10 protein-coding genes and 1 pseudogene are annotated in these 16,580 nt (G+C 77.2%); 8 read left to right on the top strand and 3 right to left on the bottom strand.

Annotated features, from left to right (window positions below):
• The first annotated feature begins 22 nt into the window (after positions 1-22).
• Positions 23-1,501, top strand: coding sequence for a WGR domain-containing protein (locus IE329_RS12365; protein ID WP_190210890.1), 1,479 nt, complete (start codon positions 23-25; stop codon positions 1,499-1,501).
• A 93-nt stretch (positions 1,502-1,594) separates the two neighbouring features.
• Here IE329_RS12365 and IE329_RS12360 read toward each other — a convergent pair whose 3' ends face one another.
• Together IE329_RS12360 and IE329_RS12355 are read right to left on the bottom strand one after the other, a co-directional pair.
• The gene (locus IE329_RS12360; protein ID WP_190210889.1) at positions 1,595-4,093 is read right to left on the bottom strand and encodes a helicase-associated domain-containing protein; all 2,499 of its coding nucleotides are present in this window, start codon (positions 4,091-4,093) and stop codon (positions 1,595-1,597) included.
• Positions 4,094-4,124: 31 nt separating this feature from the next.
• A pseudogene (locus tag IE329_RS12355) lies at positions 4,125-4,763 on the bottom strand (DUF2201 family putative metallopeptidase); the annotation flags it as partial.
• 56 nt (positions 4,764-4,819) lie between these two features.
• On the opposite strand from IE329_RS12355, the gene IE329_RS12350 reads away from it, so the two are divergent.
• The 3 genes from IE329_RS12350 to IE329_RS12340 all read left to right on the top strand — a co-directional run bounded on the left by IE329_RS12350 (position 4,820) and on the right by IE329_RS12340 (position 7,977).
• Positions 4,820-5,557 carry an SIR2 family NAD-dependent protein deacylase gene (locus tag IE329_RS12350; protein WP_190210888.1) on the top strand — a complete coding sequence of 246 codons (738 nt, stop codon included), beginning with the start codon at positions 4,820-4,822 and terminating at the stop codon, positions 5,555-5,557.
• Positions 5,558-5,741: 184 nt separating this feature from the next.
• On the top strand, positions 5,742-6,953 hold the full coding sequence (locus tag IE329_RS12345; protein WP_229927378.1) for a cytochrome P450: 1,212 nt from the start codon (positions 5,742-5,744) through the stop codon (positions 6,951-6,953).
• 16 nt (positions 6,954-6,969) lie between these two features.
• On the top strand, positions 6,970-7,977 hold the full coding sequence (locus tag IE329_RS12340) for an ADP-ribosylglycohydrolase family protein (RefSeq protein WP_190210887.1): 1,008 nt from the start codon (positions 6,970-6,972) through the stop codon (positions 7,975-7,977).
• Positions 7,978-8,162: 185 nt separating this feature from the next.
• Here IE329_RS12340 and IE329_RS12335 read toward each other — a convergent pair whose 3' ends face one another.
• Positions 8,163-8,585 (bottom strand): DUF1801 domain-containing protein, encoded by a 423-nt coding sequence (locus tag IE329_RS12335; RefSeq protein WP_190210886.1) that lies wholly within the window; start codon positions 8,583-8,585, stop codon positions 8,163-8,165.
• A gap of 474 nt (positions 8,586-9,059) precedes the next feature.
• Between IE329_RS12335 and IE329_RS12330 the strand changes: the two genes are divergently transcribed.
• From IE329_RS12330 to grpE, 4 genes are all read left to right on the top strand, one after another.
• Positions 9,060-10,361 carry a serpin family protein gene (locus tag IE329_RS12330; protein WP_190210885.1) on the top strand — a complete coding sequence of 434 codons (1,302 nt, stop codon included), beginning with the start codon at positions 9,060-9,062 and terminating at the stop codon, positions 10,359-10,361.
• 424 nt (positions 10,362-10,785) lie between these two features.
• Positions 10,786-15,018 (top strand): tetratricopeptide repeat protein, encoded by a 4,233-nt coding sequence (locus IE329_RS12325; protein WP_190210884.1) that lies wholly within the window; start codon positions 10,786-10,788, stop codon positions 15,016-15,018.
• A gap of 18 nt (positions 15,019-15,036) precedes the next feature.
• Positions 15,037-15,459 carry a J domain-containing protein gene (locus IE329_RS12320; RefSeq protein ID WP_190210883.1) on the top strand — a complete coding sequence of 141 codons (423 nt, stop codon included), beginning with the start codon at positions 15,037-15,039 and terminating at the stop codon, positions 15,457-15,459.
• Complete coding sequence (grpE, locus tag IE329_RS12315) at positions 15,456-16,574, top strand: nucleotide exchange factor GrpE (RefSeq protein ID WP_190210882.1); 1,119 nt, start codon at positions 15,456-15,458, stop codon at positions 16,572-16,574. The genes IE329_RS12320 and grpE overlap by 4 nt, the downstream gene beginning before the upstream one ends.
• The last annotated feature ends 6 nt before the right edge of the window (positions 16,575-16,580 follow it).

Raw genomic sequence — 16,580 nt, 5'->3', positions numbered from 1 at the left:
GACTCCCCGGGAGGGACCGCCGATGTCCACCACCGCCGCCACCACCGTCTCCGCCGCCCAGGCCGAGCAGGTCACCTACCTGGAGCTGTCCGAGGAGGAGGGCAGCGGGAGCGCCCACAAGTTCTACGAGGTGCGGCAGGCCGGCGCCTCGCTGACCATCACCTACGGGCGGATCGGCGAGCCCGGCCAGGCCAGGACGACGGCCTACCCGTCGCCCGAGAAGGCCGCCGCGGCCGCCGCCAAGAAGGTCGGCGAGAAGGTCCGCAAGGGGTACGCCCCGGCGCAGCGCGGGGTGCGGCAGAAGCGGGCGGTCACCCGCCGGGCGATCACCAGCAGCCGGTCGAGCGCCAGCCAGGCCCCGGTGCTGTGGCGGTTCAAGTCGGGCGCGGCCGCGTTCGGGATCTTCGTCGGCGAGGAGCACGCCTGGGTCGGCAACGAGGCCGGCGACGTCTACACCCTCACCCACGACGGCGAGGTCACCGGCCGCTACGGGCTGCCGGACGGCGTGAAGTGCATCGTCGCCGACGACCACTGGATCTACGCGGGCTGCGACGACGGCCGGGTCTACGACCTCGGCGGCAAGATCCCGCGGGTGGCGTACGAGATCGCCGCCGACGTCGACATCTACTGGCTGGACATCCACGACGGCGTGCTCGGGGTCTCCGACGGCGCCGGCGGGATCACCACGGTCGACCACGAGGACGAGTTCCAGTGGCGGCGCAAGGGCGCCGGCAGCTCGGGGTGGATGGTGCGCTGCGACGAGGACGGCGTCTACCACGGGCACTCCCGCGGGGTGGCCCGCTACTCGTCGCGCGGCGGCGAGGAGCTCTGGCGGACCGACACCCAGGGCGACGTGCTGTTCGGCTGGCAGGAGCCCGGCGAGGTCTTCGCCGGCACCTCCCGGGGCTGGGTGTACCGGCTGCGCAAGGACGACGGCTCGACCGTCGCCCGCTACAAGTGCGACGCGGCGGTGTTCTCCTGCGCCACCTCACCGGACGGGCAGTACGTCTTCGCGGGCGACAACCACTCCTCGGTGTACTGCTTCGCCGCCGACGGCACCCGGCTCTGGAAGCTCGGCACCGGCTGCGGGTCGGCGTACAGCATGCAGTACCGCGACGGGCGGCTCTACCTGGTGACCACCGACGGTTCGCTGGCCTGCCTGGACGCGAGCGAGGAGGCGGTGCGCGCGGCCGAGGGCGGCCGGCTGCCGCGGACCGCGGACGTCAAGGCCGCGGGCTGGGAGCGGGTGGTGCCGGGCGTGGAGCTGGAGACCGTCAGCGCGGACCAGGCCGTGCTGGCCGGCGGGGTAGAGGTCGAGTGCGTCCAGGAGGGCAGCCGGACCAGGATCCGGGTGGTCAGCGCCGGCTTCGACCCCGCCCGGCGGGTGCAGTTCCCCAAGGACATCCGGGTGCCCGGCGCCCGGTACCTGGTCGCCGAGGTGCTGGAGTCGGGCACCGGCGGCTTCTACCGGGCCCGCGGTGAGATCAAGCGCCTGCTCTGAGCGGGCGGCCCGAGGGCCTCAGGGTCGGCGGTGCTGCCGGCCGCCCTGCCGGAGACCCCCCTCGGGGGGCGAAGGCGCCCCCCGGGGGGGAGGTCAGTCCTCCGGCGGGGCGGCCGGAGCGAGACCCAGCACCGCCGCCGCCAGCTCGGCGGGCGTTCCTGGGCCGCGGCCCAGGAACCGGCGGGCCTGCGCCAGCGAGGGCATCGGGTTCTCGGCCCGCTCCTCGGCGGCCCGCTCCACCACCGTGGTGCCGGTCTCCGCCTCCAGCACCGGCGCGTAGCCGGCCTGCCGGAGCGCCGCCAGCGTCTCCTCCGGCGGCGCGGTGCTGATCAGCACGGTGGGGGCGATCCGGCGCAGGCCGATCCTGGCCAGCGAGCGGACCTTGGACAGCTCCAGCACCAGTGCCTCGTCGTCGGAGCGGACGCAGCAGGCGCTGCGCACCACCCGCATCCGGCCGTGGGTGCGGGCGGTGTCCTTGAGCAGGTACTCCAGCGCCTGCGGGAGCGGCAGGCCGCCCTCGGAGACCTCGGCCAGCCGGGCCGCCAGCTCGGTCGCGTCGGAGCCGGCATCGAGGGCGCGGCGGACGGAGGCCGGGCCGATCCGCCACACCACGGCATGGCCCTCGGACTCGCGGTCGGCCACCGAGGAGAGCAGCTCGGTGAGTTCGGGCGCCGCCGAGCCGGCGACCACGGCGGTCAGGTCGGCCTGGAAGCGGGCGGTGGTGCGGGGCGGCGGGACGAGACCGGCCAGCGCGGTGCGCAGGGCGTCCACGGCCGCGTGCAGCGCCGGGTGCCGGCCCAGCCGGACACCGGTGCCCGGGACGGCCGGGAACCAGCGGTCGGCGCCGGCCCGGAGCAGGCCCAGCACCGCGTGGCCGACCGGGGTGAGCGCGCCGTGCGCGACCACGCCCAGCAGTTCGGCCTCGCGCAGGGTCGCGGCGGCCCGGCCCAGGGCGTCCGCACCGGGCGCCGCCCCCGCCGTTCCGGCCGGCACTCCGCCGGCCGTTCCCGTGGCTGTTCCGCCGGCCGTCCCGGCGCGGTCCGCCTCGTCGTGCAGGCCGGGCCTGAACCAGGCCGCGGCGGAGAGGAGTTGGCCGAGCGCCAGGTCGCCGGTGGCAGCCGCGGGGCCGAGTCCGTACCCGTCGGGGAGCCGGGCCAGGGCCTCCAGCAGGGCGTGCCGGAGCGGTACGGCGTACCGGTCCTGCGGGGTGACCAGGGCCACCGGGGTCTCCTCCGCGGCCGGCCGGTGGCCGAACACCTCGGGGGTGACCGCCCAGGTGGCGATCAGCGGCACCAGCCGGCCGGCCGGCGGGGCGACCAGCCATTCGTCGTACCGCGTGGTGGGCAGGATCCGGGCGGGCTGCGGCGGTGCGGGCCGGCGGCCGCGGGTCGGCGGCGGGGCGTCCCGGTGCGGGGCGACCAGGCCGGCGTTGGCGGCGAGGTCCAGCCAGAGCCGGGCCTGCTCCTCGGAGGAACCGCTCGCCTTGGCCAGCCGCCGGGTGTCGCGCACGGCGACGCCGCCTGCCTTGCGGACGGCCAGGGGCTGCGCGGCCGTCGAGCGGAGCAGCAGTTCGACCCGGGAGGCGGTGGCGGTGGCCGTGGCCTGGGCCTCACCCGCCCAGCCGGCCGGCAGCGGGACGAGCGCCAGGACGGCCGGCGGCACCGGGTCGTACGGCAGCGGTGCGTCGGGGTCGCGCAACGCCAGGGCGACCTCGCGGGGCAGCTCGGCGACGTCCGGGCCGGCCGGTAGCAGCAGGCCGCGGTCGGCGAGCCAGTCGGCGCCCGGGTCGCCCGAACCGTCCGGCCGGAACAGGAACTTGCCGCCCGACCCGTAGTAGCCGCCGGTGTCGCTGACGAAGCAGTAGGTGCGCAGCCGGGGCGGTCCGGCCACCAGCACGGCCAGCAGGGCGGCGGCCTCGGGCGGGGCGCCGGCGAGGGTGGCGCGCAGGCGCCCGGCGTCCCGCAGGTGCTCCTCGACCAGGTGCTGCGCCTCGTCCCGGTCGCGGCTCCGCGGCAGGCCCAGGGCGTCCGCGACCCGGGCCACCTCGCCCGCCCGGTAGGCCGCGGTGAGCAGGAGGCCGGCCGGCCGGCCGAGCCCCCGCAGTTCGGGCACCCGCTCGTGCAGCAGCGCCGGCACCACCAGCAGGTCGTCGTGCGGGGGCAGCAGCAGCGCGCGCCCGGCGAGCGCGTCGAGCTCGGCGGCCGCCCGCCCGCCCAGCGTCCCGAGCAGCAGCGTGCGTGGCACGGCCCGTTCGGCCGGGTCCGGACCGGAGCCGCCGCCGGGCCCCTGACGGTGGGCGGCCTGCGTCCCGGCGAAGCCGGACAGCCCGGCCGGGGCGGCGGCGCGCGGGGCGGGCCCGTGCAGCTGCTCGGCGAGCACCGCGATCGCGGTCAGCACCTGGGCCTCGGCGGCGTTCAGCCCGGCCAGGGCGGTGGCGACCGACGCGTTCCCCAGCAGCTGTTCGGCGAGCCGGGCGGGGTCGTCCAGGCCGGGGGCGCCGGTCCACGGCAGCCGGCGCTGTTCGAGCAGCTCGGTCAGCTCCTCGGCGGTGCGGGTGGTCAGCCAGGTCATCAGGGCGTCGGCGCTGGTCACGGGCCCACGGTAGCGGACCGTACGGGGCGGTTCAGCGCATCCGGAAGACCGGCCCCCGAGGGGTGAAGGGCAGCCCGGCGCCCTGGGGGAGGAGGTAGGCGTGCTCCCGGCGCACCCGCAGGACGTCGCACTCGCCGTCGGTGATCAGCAGGACGGGCGCCGCCCTGGGGAAGTCCTCGGCCCGCTCCAGCAGGTCGACGCCGGGCTGCAGCACGGTGCCCCCGCGCCCCCGGACCCGCACCCGGCCGGCGATCTCGGTGACGGGCAGGTAGCCGGCGTCGTGCGGCGCGGCGTCGCAGAACACGACCCGGGCCGCGACGACGTCCCGGGCGGTGGCGTAGGAGGCGATCGCCCCCAGCGCCTTGCCGAGCAGGGTCCGGCTCATCGAGCCGGAGGTGTCCAGCAGCACGCCGAAGGTGCAGCGGGCCACCTCCTCCGGCGGGTGGTACCGCCCCGCCCGCGGGATGTCCGGGGTGGCGGCCTGCCGCCGGGACGGGCGGGCGTAGCTGCGGACGGGCTGCGGGGACGGCACGAACTCGTCGAACCAGCGGGCCGGCCGGGCGTCCCAGGGCAGCGGCGGATGGGCGAGCGCGCGGATCTCCTCCACCAGCGCGGCCGGGAGGTGACCGCGTTCGCGGCCGTGCAGCTCGAAGCCCTGCTGGAGTACCCGCGCAGGGCGCCGATTTCCGGTGGCGGCCGTGCCCGGCCGGCCCGTACCGTCCGGGCATGAACGCGAAGCGTCCCCTGATCGCCGTCCTCACCGGTGCCGGTATCTCCACCGACTCGGGCATCCCCGACTACCGGGGCCCGAACGGAGTCTGGCAGCGCGACCCGGACGCCCAGCAGCTCGTCACCATCGGCCCTTACCTCGCCGACCCCGACGTCCGCCGCCGGGCCTGGCTGATGCGCCGCGACGCCGGGGCCCTGGCGGCCGAGCCCAACGCAGGCCACCTCGCGCTGGCCGAGCTGGAGCGCTCCGGAGCCCCCGTCCGGATCCTCACCCAGAACGTCGACGGGCTGCACCGGCGCTCCGGCCTGCCCGCCCGCAAGGTGCTCGAACTGCACGGCACCGCAGGGGAAGTGCAGTGCGTACGGTGCCGCACCCGTGGCCCGATGGGCGAGGTGCTGGACCGGGTGGCGGCCGGGGAGCCGGACCCGCCCTGCGCGGCCTGCGGCGGCATCCTCAAGCCGGCGACGGTGATGTTCGGGGAGGCGCTCGACCCGGTGGTGCTGGCCCAGGCCGAGACGATCGCCAAGGCCTGCGACCTGTTCCTCGCGATCGGCAGCACCCTCCAGGTGTACCCGGCCGCCGGGCTCGTCCAGGTCGCCCTGGACGGCGGCGCCCGGCTGGTCGTGATGAACGCCGAGCCGACCCCGTACGACCCGGTGGCCGACGAGGTGATCCGCGAGCCGATCGGCACGGCGCTGCCCGCACTGGTCCGGCGGCTGCTCGCGGAGGGCTGACCGGGGGAGAGACCGGGGTAGCCGGGCAGGAGGAGCGGGGCACCGGCCTGACCTCGCATCTGGTGGGTGAGGAAACGGCCGGCACCCGCACGCCAAGACGCAGCCGGCCGCGGCGGCCCTGACCCGCGGCCGGAGGGGGCGCCCCTGCTTAGGATGGCTCCCCCGACCCCGCAGGGAGTGACCCATGACGACAGCGATGTTCGATCCCTGGTCGGCCGAGTTCGTGGCGCACCCGTACGACGCGTACGCGGAGCTGCGCGAGCACGCGCCGGTGAGCCGGTACGAGCCGACCGGGCAGTGGCTGGTCGCGCGGCACCAGGACGTCAGCGCCCTGCTGCGGGACCGCAGGCTCGGCCGTACCTACACCCACCGCTACACCCACGAGGAGTTCGGGCGGCCCGCGCCTGACCCGGCGCACGAGCCCTTCCACACCCTCAACGACAGCGGGTTGCTCGACCTGGAGGCACCCGACCACACCCGGATCCGGCGACTGGTCGCGAAGGCCTTCACGCCGAGGAGGGTCGAGGAGCTGCGGCCCACCGTCGCCCGGCTCGCCGACGACCTGGTCGGCGACCTGCTCGCGGACGGCGGCGGCGACCTGATCGCCACCGTTGCCGAGCCGCTGCCGGTCGCGGTGATCGCCGAGATGCTCGGCATCCCCGCGGCGGACCGGGTGCTGCTCCGGCCCTGGTCGGCCGCGATCACCGGCATGTTCGAGCTCAACCCGACCGAGGAGACCGGGCGGCGGGCGGTCGCCGCCAGCGTCGAGTTCTCCGACTACCTGCGCGGGCTGATCCGCGAGCGCCGCGCCCGGCCCGGTACCGACCTGCTCAGCGCGTTGATCCAGGCCCAGGACGGCTCGGACGCGCTGACCGAGCAGGAGTTGGTCTCCACCTGCGTCCTGCTGCTGAACGCGGGCCACGAGGCCACCGTCAACACCACCGGCAACGGCTGGTGGGCGCTGTTCCGCAACCCCGGCCAACTCGCCCTGCTCCGCGACTCGGTGGACGAACTGCTGCCGACCGCCGTGGAGGAGCTGATGCGCTACGACACCCCGCTGCAGATGTTCGAGCGCTGGGTGCTGGAGGACATCGAGGTGGCCGGCACGCCCGTCCCGCGCGGCTCCGAGATCGCCCTGCTCTTCGGGTCCGCCAACCGCGACCCGGCCCGCTTCGCCGACCCGGACCGGCTCGACCTCGCCCGCGCCGACAACCCGCACATCACCTTCGGCGCCGGAATTCACTTCTGCCTGGGCGCCCCGCTCGCCAGACTGGAGCTCGGCGAGTCGTACGGCGCGCTGCTGCGCCGGGCCCCCGGGCTGCGCCTGGTCCGCGAGCCCGAGTGGCAGCCCGGGTACGTGATCCGGGGGCTCAAGGAGCTGCTGGTCGAGGTGTGACCGAGAAGGAGGGGACATGACGCGCAAGGCCGCCACCGGCACGCTGCTGGGCCTGGCGATCGGCGACGCCATGGGACGACCCACCGAGTTCCTGCCGGTCGGGCGGATCGCGGCGGACTGGCCCGACTGGCGCGAACTGCCCTTGCCCAAGCGGGCGCTGGTCACCGACGACACCCAGATGACGCTGGCGGTGGCCCGCGCCCTGCGGACCGCGCTGGAGCGCGGCCCGCTCGGGCCGCTGCGCCTGGAGCGGCCGCTGCGGGAGGAGTTCGTCGACTGGTGGCGTTCGCCGGACAACAACCGGGCCCCCGGAATGACCTGCCTGCGCTCCTGCGAGCGGCTGCGGGACGGGCGGCGCTGGCAGGACGCCACCGACGTGGGCTCCAAGGGCTGCGGCGCCAACATGCGGGTCGCGCCGGTCGGCCTGCTGCCCGGGCTCACGGAGGAGGAGTGCGCCGGCGCCGCGCAGCTGCAGGCCGCGCTCACCCACGGCCACCCCACCGCGCTGGCCGCCGGCGACCTCACCGCGTACACCGTCCGCCTGCTCTCGCGCGGTACGGCGCCGGCCGAACTCCCCGGTCTGCTGCGGGCGTACGCGCTGGCGCAGCGGGCCGAGTACCACGCGTACTGGCTCGGCGACCTCGCCGACCGGGCGCAGGACCCGTCTGCGGAGAGCTTCATCACCCGGGGCTGGGACGACTGCCTGCACGTCCTGGACCGGCTGGACGCCGCGCTGGCCGCCCCCGACGCGGAGACCGATCCCTGCCTGGCCACCGGCGAGGGCTGGATCGCCGAGGAGGCCTTCGCCACCGGCCTGCTCTGCTTCCTGCTGCTCCCGGACGACCCGGTCGCGGCCGTCCGCCGGGCGGCCTGGTCCTCGGGCGACTCCGACTCGCTGGCCTGCCTGGCCGGTGCCTTCGCGGGCGCCCACCACGGCGCGGGCGCCTGGCCGGCCGAGTGGGTGGAGCGGATCGAGCACCGCGACGAGCTGCTGGCCCTCGGCGCGCTCTGGGACCAGGACTGACCGGCGGCCCGCCTCGCCCGGCCCCGGCGACCGGTGGCTGTCCGCCGTCGTCCGGCGGTCTTCCGCCGCGGGACGGCGGCCGGGAGATGCGGGGTGACGTGGGACGGTGGCCTTCCGCCGTGGGAGGGTGACCCGGACGGCACGGGACGGTGGCCCACGGTCCGGCGGTCGGCCGCGTGGCCGGGTCAGCCGGTGATCGTCCTGCCGTCGAAGGCGTCGAAGGCCGTCTTCACCAGCTCGCGCAGCGCCTCGGCGTCCACCTCGGCCAGCCGCTTGATGTAGAGGCACCCCTTGCCGGTGGTGACCGGGCCCAGCCGGGCCAGCAGAGCGGCGTGCCGCTCGAAGCCCTCGGCCACGTACAGGGTCAGCGCCTGCTTGCGCGGCGCCAGCCCGACCGGCGGCCAGTCGCCCTCCCGGCCGCTCGCGTAGCGGTAGTGGTACGTCCCGAACCCGACGATCGCGCTGCCCCACATGGCGGGCGCCGCGCCGGTGGCCTCGGCCATCAGCGCGCACAGCGCCTGGGCGTCGGCCCGGCGCCGTTCGTCGGCCACCGCGGCGAGGAACTCCCCGACGTCGGCGGTGGTCCTGGTGGTCTTCGGCTCGGCCATGGCGTCAGGGTAGGCGGGCCGGCCGCGACCGCCGGCCGGGCGCGCCGCCGTCGCGCGCTCTCGGGTGCCCTGCCCGGGCCGGAGGCGGTCCGGGGCCGGGCGGGAGCCGGTCCGAGGTGATCCGGGGCCGGTCCGGTTGCAGGGGGGAACCGGGCCGGAACCGGACCGGGGGCGGCCGCGTCGAACCGCCGACAGCCGAAACCGCCAGTACCGGCGCCGCGGCCCAGGCCGGCGCTCCGAACCAGGACGGGGACACCTGCCATGACCAGTGGGGTCAGTGGGGCCAGTGGGGCAATTGAGGTCAGCGACGCGAGCAGGACGAGTGGAACGGCCGCGAACCGCGGGACCGGACGGGCTCCCCGCACCGGACGGGCTCCCCGCACCGGACCGGTTCCCCGCACCGGACCGGTTCCCCGCACCGGACCGGTTCCCCGCACCGGCCCGGCCTCCCGGACCGGCCGGATCCGCCGCCCCGTGCTGCTCCTCCTCGCGGCCGTCCTGACCACGGCCCCGATCGCGGCCTGCGGCAGCACGGCCGGCCCGGGCGCCGGCCCGGCGCCGTCCGTGGTCCGGGTCTCGGTCCCCGCCACCCCCGCGAGCGCCGATCCCGGGCAGCTGGCGGCCACCGCCGCCGCGACCAACGCCTTCGGCGTGGACCTTTACCGGGCGCTCACGGCCGACGGCGGCGCCGGCCGCAACCTGGTGCTCTCGCCGTCCGGCCTGGCCACCGCGCTGGCGATGGTGCTGCCCGGCGCGCGCGGCGCCACGGCGGACGAGCTGTCCAAGGCGCTGCACACCGGACTCACCCCCGCCCGGTACGCGGCGGCGACCGGCGCGCTCGACCGGCTGTCCCGGCCCGCCGGCGGCAAGGACGGCACGGTGCTGCGACGCTCGGACACGCTCTGGGCCCAGCAGGGCTTCGCCCTGGACCCCGGCTACCTCGCCACCCTCGCCGCCGCCTTCGACACGGGCGTGCGGACCACCGACTTCAGGAAGGACCCGGCCGGCTCCCGCCAGGCGGTCAACGCCCTGGTCGAGCAGGACACCGAGGGCCGGGTCAAGGACCTCTTCGGCCCGCGCGACATCACCCCGGACACCCGGCTCGTCCTCACCGACGCCCTCTACCTCAAGGCGAAGTGGCGCGAGCCGTTCCCCCACGCCCACACCTCGGACCAGCCGTTCCACCGCCCGGACGGCAACGCCGCGCCCGTCAGCACGATGGGCCGGAACGCCGCGCTGCGCTACGCCGAGGGGTCCGGCGGGATCGCCGGACAGCCCTGGCAGGCCGTCGAACTCCCCTATGCCGGGAGCAATCTGGCGATGGACCTGGTGGTCCCCGCGCAGGGCGGGTTCGAGGGCTTCGTGCGCGGGCTGGACGCCCCGCAGCTCGACCGGATCCTCGGCGGCCTGGCCGAGCGGCAGGTCGACCTGACCCTGCCCCGCTTCACCTTCGAGACCTCGAACGACCTCGTCGCCCCGCTGCGCTCGCTCGGGGTGAACGCCGCCTTCGACGACGCCGACCTCGGCGGCATCCCGGGCCCCGGCGAGCAGGAGCGGCTGAAGGTGGACGCCGTGGTGCAGAAGGCGACCGTCGCGGTGGACGAGGACGGCACGGTCGCCGCCGCGGGCAGCGGCGTCGGGATCGGCGCGGCCGCCGCGGAGATGCCCCGGCAGGCCGTGGAGCTGCACATCGACCGTCCGTTCGTCTTCCTGGTCCGCGACACCGCCACCGGGCAGCCGCTCTTCCTCGGACAGGTCACCGACCCGCGGCCCTGAGCACCTGGTCGCGCCGGCCGTCCGGCCCCCGTCCGACCGGTCGTCCGTCCGACCGGTCGGCCGTCCGGCCCCTGTCCGTCCGGCCCCTGTCCGTCCGGCCGTCCGGCCCCGGTCAGGCTGTCCCGGCGTGGTCGGAGTGCCGGTCGGAAACCCCTGGTCAGCCGGTGCCCTGCCCGCCCCGGGGCGCAGTCGATCATCATATGACTGATCGACAAACTTGTTCGATGCCAAGGTTTTTGAGGTGATTTCGGGAAGAGATCTCCGTTCCGGCCGATTGCCCGGCAAGATGATTTCCTGGTGTTCCCGCGCACCCGGACGACGTGACCGACCTGACGCGGGCCGCACCGGGGGAGACAGCCGAGACGGCAGCTGAGGGGGGTCCGTTGAGTGCGACGGATGGGCGTAGCCACGCCCGGATGCGGCGATGACGATCCTTCTCGTCCTGCTGCCGGTGATCGCCCTGCTGCTCGGGGCCGGTCTCCGCCGGCGCGCCGCGAGCCGCCCGGTCACCCGGGCCGACCAGTACGCCCAGCTCCTCGCCGCGGCCGACGCCGCCCGGGCCGCCGGCCGTACGCCGCAGGCCCTGCGCGCCTACCGCAAGCTCGCCGAACGGCTGGCCGGCGCCGCCCTCAGCCCGACGCTGCGCAAGGGCCGCGGCAACGCGCTGGTCGGCCAGGGGCTCTGCACCGCGGCCCTCGGCGACGGCCCGGCCGCCCTCCGGCTCTACCGCGAGGCCTTCGCCCTCACCGAACTCCCGCCGGAGGCCCTCCGGGCGCTGGCCGAGGACATCGCCGCCGGCGCCGTCCCGGCCGCCGAGGCCGGGGTGGAGGAGCTCGACATCGTGCTCGCCGCGCTGGCGGCCGCCCCGGGGCAGGCGGCCGGCCCGGTCGACGCGTACCTCCAGCAGCGCTGCCTGGCCGCCCGCCGGCTGGGCCACGCCGAGGCGGCGGACTTCGCCCGCCGGGTGCTGCTGGCCGCGCCCGGCCTGGAATGGGCGGTGCTCGCCCGCAGCGCGGCGCAGCGCGCCGGCGGCCGCCCGGCCGACGCCGAGGCCACCCTGCGGGTCGCCACCGGCCAGGGCGCGGCCGGCGGCGCGGTCACCGGCAGCGCCGAGATCTGGTTCCGGCTGGGCGTGGTGCTGGCCGGGCAGGGCCGCCATCCGGAGGCCGTCCAGGCCCTGGACGAGGCCGCCCGCCGCCCGCCCGGCACGCCGTCCCCCTGGACCCTGGGGGAGCGGCTGCGCCGCGAGGTCCCGCTGCAGCGCGGCATCGCGCACCGCGAGGCGGGCGATCTCCGCCGGGCCCGGGCCGACCTCGACGCCGCCGTCCGGGAGGGCCAGGACGACCCGCGCACCCACTACGCGCGCGGTGTGCTGGCCGTCGCCGAACACGAGGACGCCGCCGCCGGGGCCTGCTTCGAGGCCGCGCTGCGGGCCGACGCCGACCACGCGCCCGCCCGTTTCGGCCTGGGGCTGCTGGCCGAACGGGCCGCCGACCCGGCCGCCGCCGTCGCCCAGTACCAGGCCGGACTCGCCCGGACCCCGGACTGGGAGCCCGGCCGGGTCAGACTCGGCGCGGCGCTCGCCGCCGCCGCCCAGCCCGCCCAGGCCCTGCACTTCCTCGACGGCCTGCGGGGCGCCGAGGCCGTCCACCACCGCGGCCTCGCCCACGCCGCCCTCGGCGACCCGGCCGCCGCCGCCGAGTGCTGGACCGCCCTGGAGCGGATTCCCGCCGTGGCCCGCAACCTCGCCACCGCCCGGGACCACCTGGCCCGCCGCGCCCTGGCCGCCGGTGACCATGCCGGCGCCCGCGAACTCTGGGAGAGCTGCCGTGACCTCGACCCGGAGGGCACCCATCCGGCCGCCCCGACCTGGCCGGTGCTCATCGCCGAGGCCGCCCTGCGCGAGGGCGGCACCGCGCTGCTCGCCCGGCCCGCCGACGAGCCGGCCCGCCGCCGGGTCACCCGCCTGCTGCGGATCGCCCTGCTGTCCGACCCCGAGGACGCCCGCGCCACCCACCTGCTCGCCGTGCCGGCCCTCCTGAGCGGTGACGCCGCCGCCGTCGTGGACCTGCTCCGGCCGCTGGGGCAGCGCCGGATCACCCCCCGCGGCCGCCACCACCTGGCGCTGGCCCGGCTGGTGCAGGGCCGCCCGGCGCTCGCGGTCGCGCTGCTGGGCGACCAGGCCGGGGCCGAGCACCCCGCTCCGGCCGGGGCCGGGGCCGGTGCCCCGGGCGCCGCCGACGTGCTCCCGCAGGACCCGGCCGAGGCCGTGCTGCGCGGGGCGCTCGCCGCCCGGGCCGGGAGCTGGGCCCGCGCCGCCGCCCTCTACGCGCACGCCCTGGACACGCACGTCCTGGACACGAACGCCCTGGACCCTGAGCAGGAGCCCGGCTCCCCGGGCGACGCCCCCGGCGTCCCGGCGCTGCGCTGCGCCGCGGGGCAGGGGGACACGGCCGGGGAGGAGGCCGCCGGGGACTGCCCGGCGCCGTCCACCGTCCGGTGCGGCCAGTGCGGGCGGCCCTGCTGCGACGACCACGCCGCCGTCCTGCGCGCCGCCCCCATCGCCTCCCCGAACGCCTCCGCCTCCCCTTCCGCGGCCGCGGTCCGCTGCCGCAGCTGCCTGGCCCCGGTCACCGCCGCCCTGCTCGACGCCGCCCGCCGGGCCGGCGACCTGGAAACGGCCGAGGCCGCGCTCACCCGCTGGGCACCCGCCGATCCCCGCGCCCGCCGGACGGCGGCCCTGCTCCGCGCCGAGCGCGGAGACCCGGCCGGCGCCGCCCGGGCCTTCGGCGAGGCCGGCCGGGACGAGGAGGCCCGCGCCGCCCTGGCCGCCGTCCGGTTCGCGCTGGCCGTCCGGGCGGCCCACGAGCAGCGCTACGAGGAGGCCGAGCAGCAGCTCGACCTGACCCTCGAACTGGCCCCCGCCCACCCGACCGGCCTGCGCGGCAAGCAACTGCTGGCCGAGCGCCGCGCCGACCTGGACGAGCAGGAGGGCCGGCACCCGCAGGCCTGGGAGCACCGCCGGGCGTCCTGGCAGCAGGCCCCCGGCGACCTGGCCGCCATCCACGCGCTGGCCCTGGCCGCCCACCGGCTGGCCGCCTCGGGCGCGGGCCGCGCCTACTGGGAGTGGACTGCCGCCTGCTGGGCCGCCGTCCTGCACAGCCCGGCGTTCTGGGCCCTGCTCGCCGAGCGGACCGGACGCACCCCGGCGCCTGAGCAGATCGCCACCGCCCGGGCGGCCCTGGCCGAGCGGATCGGCCGGGACCTGCGGGAGAGCGACGCCGCCGAAGGCCTGCCCGAGCAGGACGCCGGCATCACCCTGGACGTCCGGTGGAGCCTCGAACTGCGGGCCGCCGAGGAGATGGCCCGGGCCGCCCTGGCCGGCGACGGCCCGGCCGGGCTCGCCTGCGGCCCGCTGCTGCTCGCCCGGATCCGGGAACAACCCGCCGGGCCGGCCTGGACCGGCGCCCTGGACGCCGCCCTCGCCGCCGGCGGTCCCGCCCGGCTCGCCGCCCTGCTCTCCCCGCTCGGCGTCCAGCACTTCCTGCTGGAGCAGGGCCTCTACGAGGAGGCCGTCGCGGCGCTGGCCGGCCGGGCGGGCCAGGACGCCGCCGGCCTGCTGACCGAAGTCCTGCTCCGGCAGGCGGCGGAGCGCCACCGGCACCGGGAGTGGGCCGCCGCGCTGGACAGCTGGACCAGGGCCGCGGCCGGCGGCGCCGCGCTCGACACCCGCCGCGAGCAGATCGCGGACGCCGCGCTCCAGGGCGTCCGGGGGCTGCTGGCCGAGGACAGCGAGAACCACGCCGGCGCGGTCGCCCTGCTGGAGCAGGCCCTCGCCCTCGCCCCGGGCCACCACGGCGTCCGGCAGAACCTGGGCGCCAGCTACCTGCAGCTCGGCCGCAAGGTGAACAACGAGCAGCGGGACTACGCCGAGGCGCTGCGGCTGGCCCGGCTGGCCCTGCGGTTCACCCCCGACGACGAACTCGTCCGGCGGACGGCGGCCACCGTGCTGGGCAACCGGGCCGGCGCCCTGATGGACGAGGGCCGGGACCGGGACTTCGAGGCGGCCGAGGAGCTGCTGCGCGAGGCACTGGCGCTCGCGGACAGCGACGACACCCGCCGCGCGCTGTCCGGCGTCCTGTACCGCAAGGGCCGCAAGCTCGCCCTCGCCCGGGACCGCGCCCCGGCGCTCGCCGCCGCCACCGAGGCGGTGGCGCTCGACCCCGAGAAGGACGTCGCCGACGCCCGCGCCGAGGGCCGCCGGATCCTCGGCGTGATGCTGCACAACCACGCCCTCGGCGAGGAGTTCAAGAGCCGGCCGACGGAACGCATCGGCCTGCTGGAGGAGGCCCGCCGGTACGAGGACGACGCGCAGACCCGCGAGGCCCTGGCTTGGACGCTGCGCAACCACGGCGTCGACCGGGCCAACGCGGACGACTTCACCCGGGCGGTCGCCCTGCTCAAGAAGTCCCTGGAGGTCCTCGACCTGGCCGACACCCGGCAGCAACTGGCCCTCTGCTACCGGATCCAGGCCGTCGCCCTGGCCAACCGGCGGGGCTTGTACGGGGCCCGCCGGGCCGTCCGCGAAGGCCTGGAGATCGACCCCTACAACACCGAACTGATGATGCTCAACGCCCAGTTGGCCAGGATGCGCTGATGGGGACAGGAGACCGTCGTGCCACTGCCCGATGAGACCGCGTACGACATCCTCGGCCTCCCGCTCGGGGCCGGGGCGGCCGAGATCAAGGCGGCCCACCTCAAGGCCATCCGGGCCCGCCGGCACAGTCCGCGCGAGGTCAACGCCGCCGCCGCGACCCTGCGCAACCCCGACCAGCGACTGGCCCTCGACATCCAGGCGCCGGCGCCGGCCCAGTGGCCGACCGCCCTCGCCGAGACCTTTGCCGACGCCGCCCCCGAGACCTTCCTGCCGCCCGTGCGGGAGCTCGGACTCCCGCCCCTGGAGGCCCTCGTGGTGATCCGCCCGGACGAAGTGACGGCCGCCTGGCGCCCGCCGGCCGGCGAGCCGCCGCCCTTCGAGCCGGTGGACCGGTACGCCGTGACCCTCGCCGTGCTGCCGCCGGTGGAGGTGCCCGAATGACCGGGACGGACACCGGCCGCCCGGCCCCGGACCTCCCCGGCGCCCGGCTCCCCGCGGACGGGCTCCCCACCGCGCAGCTCCCCGGCCCGCAGATCCCCGGGGCCCGGCTCCCCGCCGGCCCCGACCCGCTGGCCATCGACGAACAGCCGCTGCCGGTGCCGCCCGGCGCCGCGGCCGTGGACCTCGCGGACGCCTTCGGCAAGCTGCTCTTCCGCAGCGCCTTCGCCCAGCGCAAGCGGGCCGAGGAGGCCAAGGAGGCCGAGAGCGGTCTGCGTGACCTGCTGCTCGGCCTGCTGGAGGTGGACGACGCGCTCGGCGCCATCGCCGGCCCCGAACTCCAGCCGGTGCCCTACCCCGAACGCCTGCTCGGCGCCCCCGCCCTCGCCACCGCGCAGGCGCAGGCGGGGGTGGCGGCGACCCGGCGGCTGCTGCGGCTCAAGCTGGCCCGGGCGGGGGTGCGGCCGATGAGCTTCGACAACCGGCTCGCCAACACCGCCGTCTCGGAGATCGTGGCCACCACCCCGGTCGCGGGGATGCCCGAGGACACCGTGGTCGAGGTGGTGCAGGCCGGCTTCTTCTGGCAGGACCAGGTCCTCCGCCGGGCCCGGGTCGTGGTCTCCGTACTGCCGGAGGAGCCGTCGGAAGAGCTGCTGGAGGAGCTGTCGGAGGAGCCGCCGGAGGAGTCGCCGGCCGGACCGGCGGCGGAGCCGGCGCCCGTACCCGAGCCCGAGCCCGTACCCGAGCCCGTACCCGAGCCCGAGCCCGTACCCGAGCCCGAGCCCGAGCCCGAGCCCGAGCCCGTACCCGAGCCCGAGCCGTTTCCGGAGGCAGTCGCCACCGAGCGGCCCCGGCCGGTCCGTAAGCAGCCGAAGCGGCAGCCGTCCCGGGCGAAACGCCGGACCACCGCGGGCGGCGGTGCCGTCGCTGCCGGCAGCAGTGCCGGCAACGGAGCCGGCCCGGACACCGCCGGGACCGTGGCCGGGACCACCGGTGAAGCAAGCACCGACTCCGTCACCACCGACACCGTCACCACCGACAGCACCATCACCGACACCACCACCGACACCGGCAGTACCGACACCGGCAGTACCGGCACCGGCAACACCGGCGGCTGAGACCAG

This window comes from Kitasatospora indigofera, from assembly GCF_014655955.1.
Taxonomy (GTDB): domain Bacteria; phylum Actinomycetota; class Actinomycetes; order Streptomycetales; family Streptomycetaceae; genus Kitasatospora; species Kitasatospora indigofera.
Note: the sequence above shows the minus strand (reverse complement) of the source record. Positions and strands in the feature narration are given on the sequence as shown.

What these genes read in the sequence shown, in the direction of transcription:
- IE329_RS12345 (WP_229927378.1), top strand. Translation starts at nt 5,742, where the DNA reads ATGACGACAGCGATGTTCGATCCCTGGTCGGCCGAGTTCGTGGCGCAC.
- IE329_RS12350 (WP_190210888.1), top strand. Translation starts at nt 4,820, where the DNA reads ATGAACGCGAAGCGTCCCCTGATCGCCGTCCTCACCGGTGCCGGTATC.
- IE329_RS12325 (WP_190210884.1), top strand. Translation starts at nt 10,786, where the DNA reads ATGACGATCCTTCTCGTCCTGCTGCCGGTGATCGCCCTGCTGCTCGGG.
- IE329_RS12340 (WP_190210887.1), top strand. Translation starts at nt 6,970, where the DNA reads ATGACGCGCAAGGCCGCCACCGGCACGCTGCTGGGCCTGGCGATCGGC.
- IE329_RS12335 (WP_190210886.1), bottom strand. Translation starts at nt 8,585, where the DNA reads ATGGCCGAGCCGAAGACCACCAGGACCACCGCCGACGTCGGGGAGTTC.
- IE329_RS12365 (WP_190210890.1), top strand. Translation starts at nt 23, where the DNA reads ATGTCCACCACCGCCGCCACCACCGTCTCCGCCGCCCAGGCCGAGCAG.
- grpE (WP_190210882.1), top strand. Translation starts at nt 15,456, where the DNA reads ATGACCGGGACGGACACCGGCCGCCCGGCCCCGGACCTCCCCGGCGCC.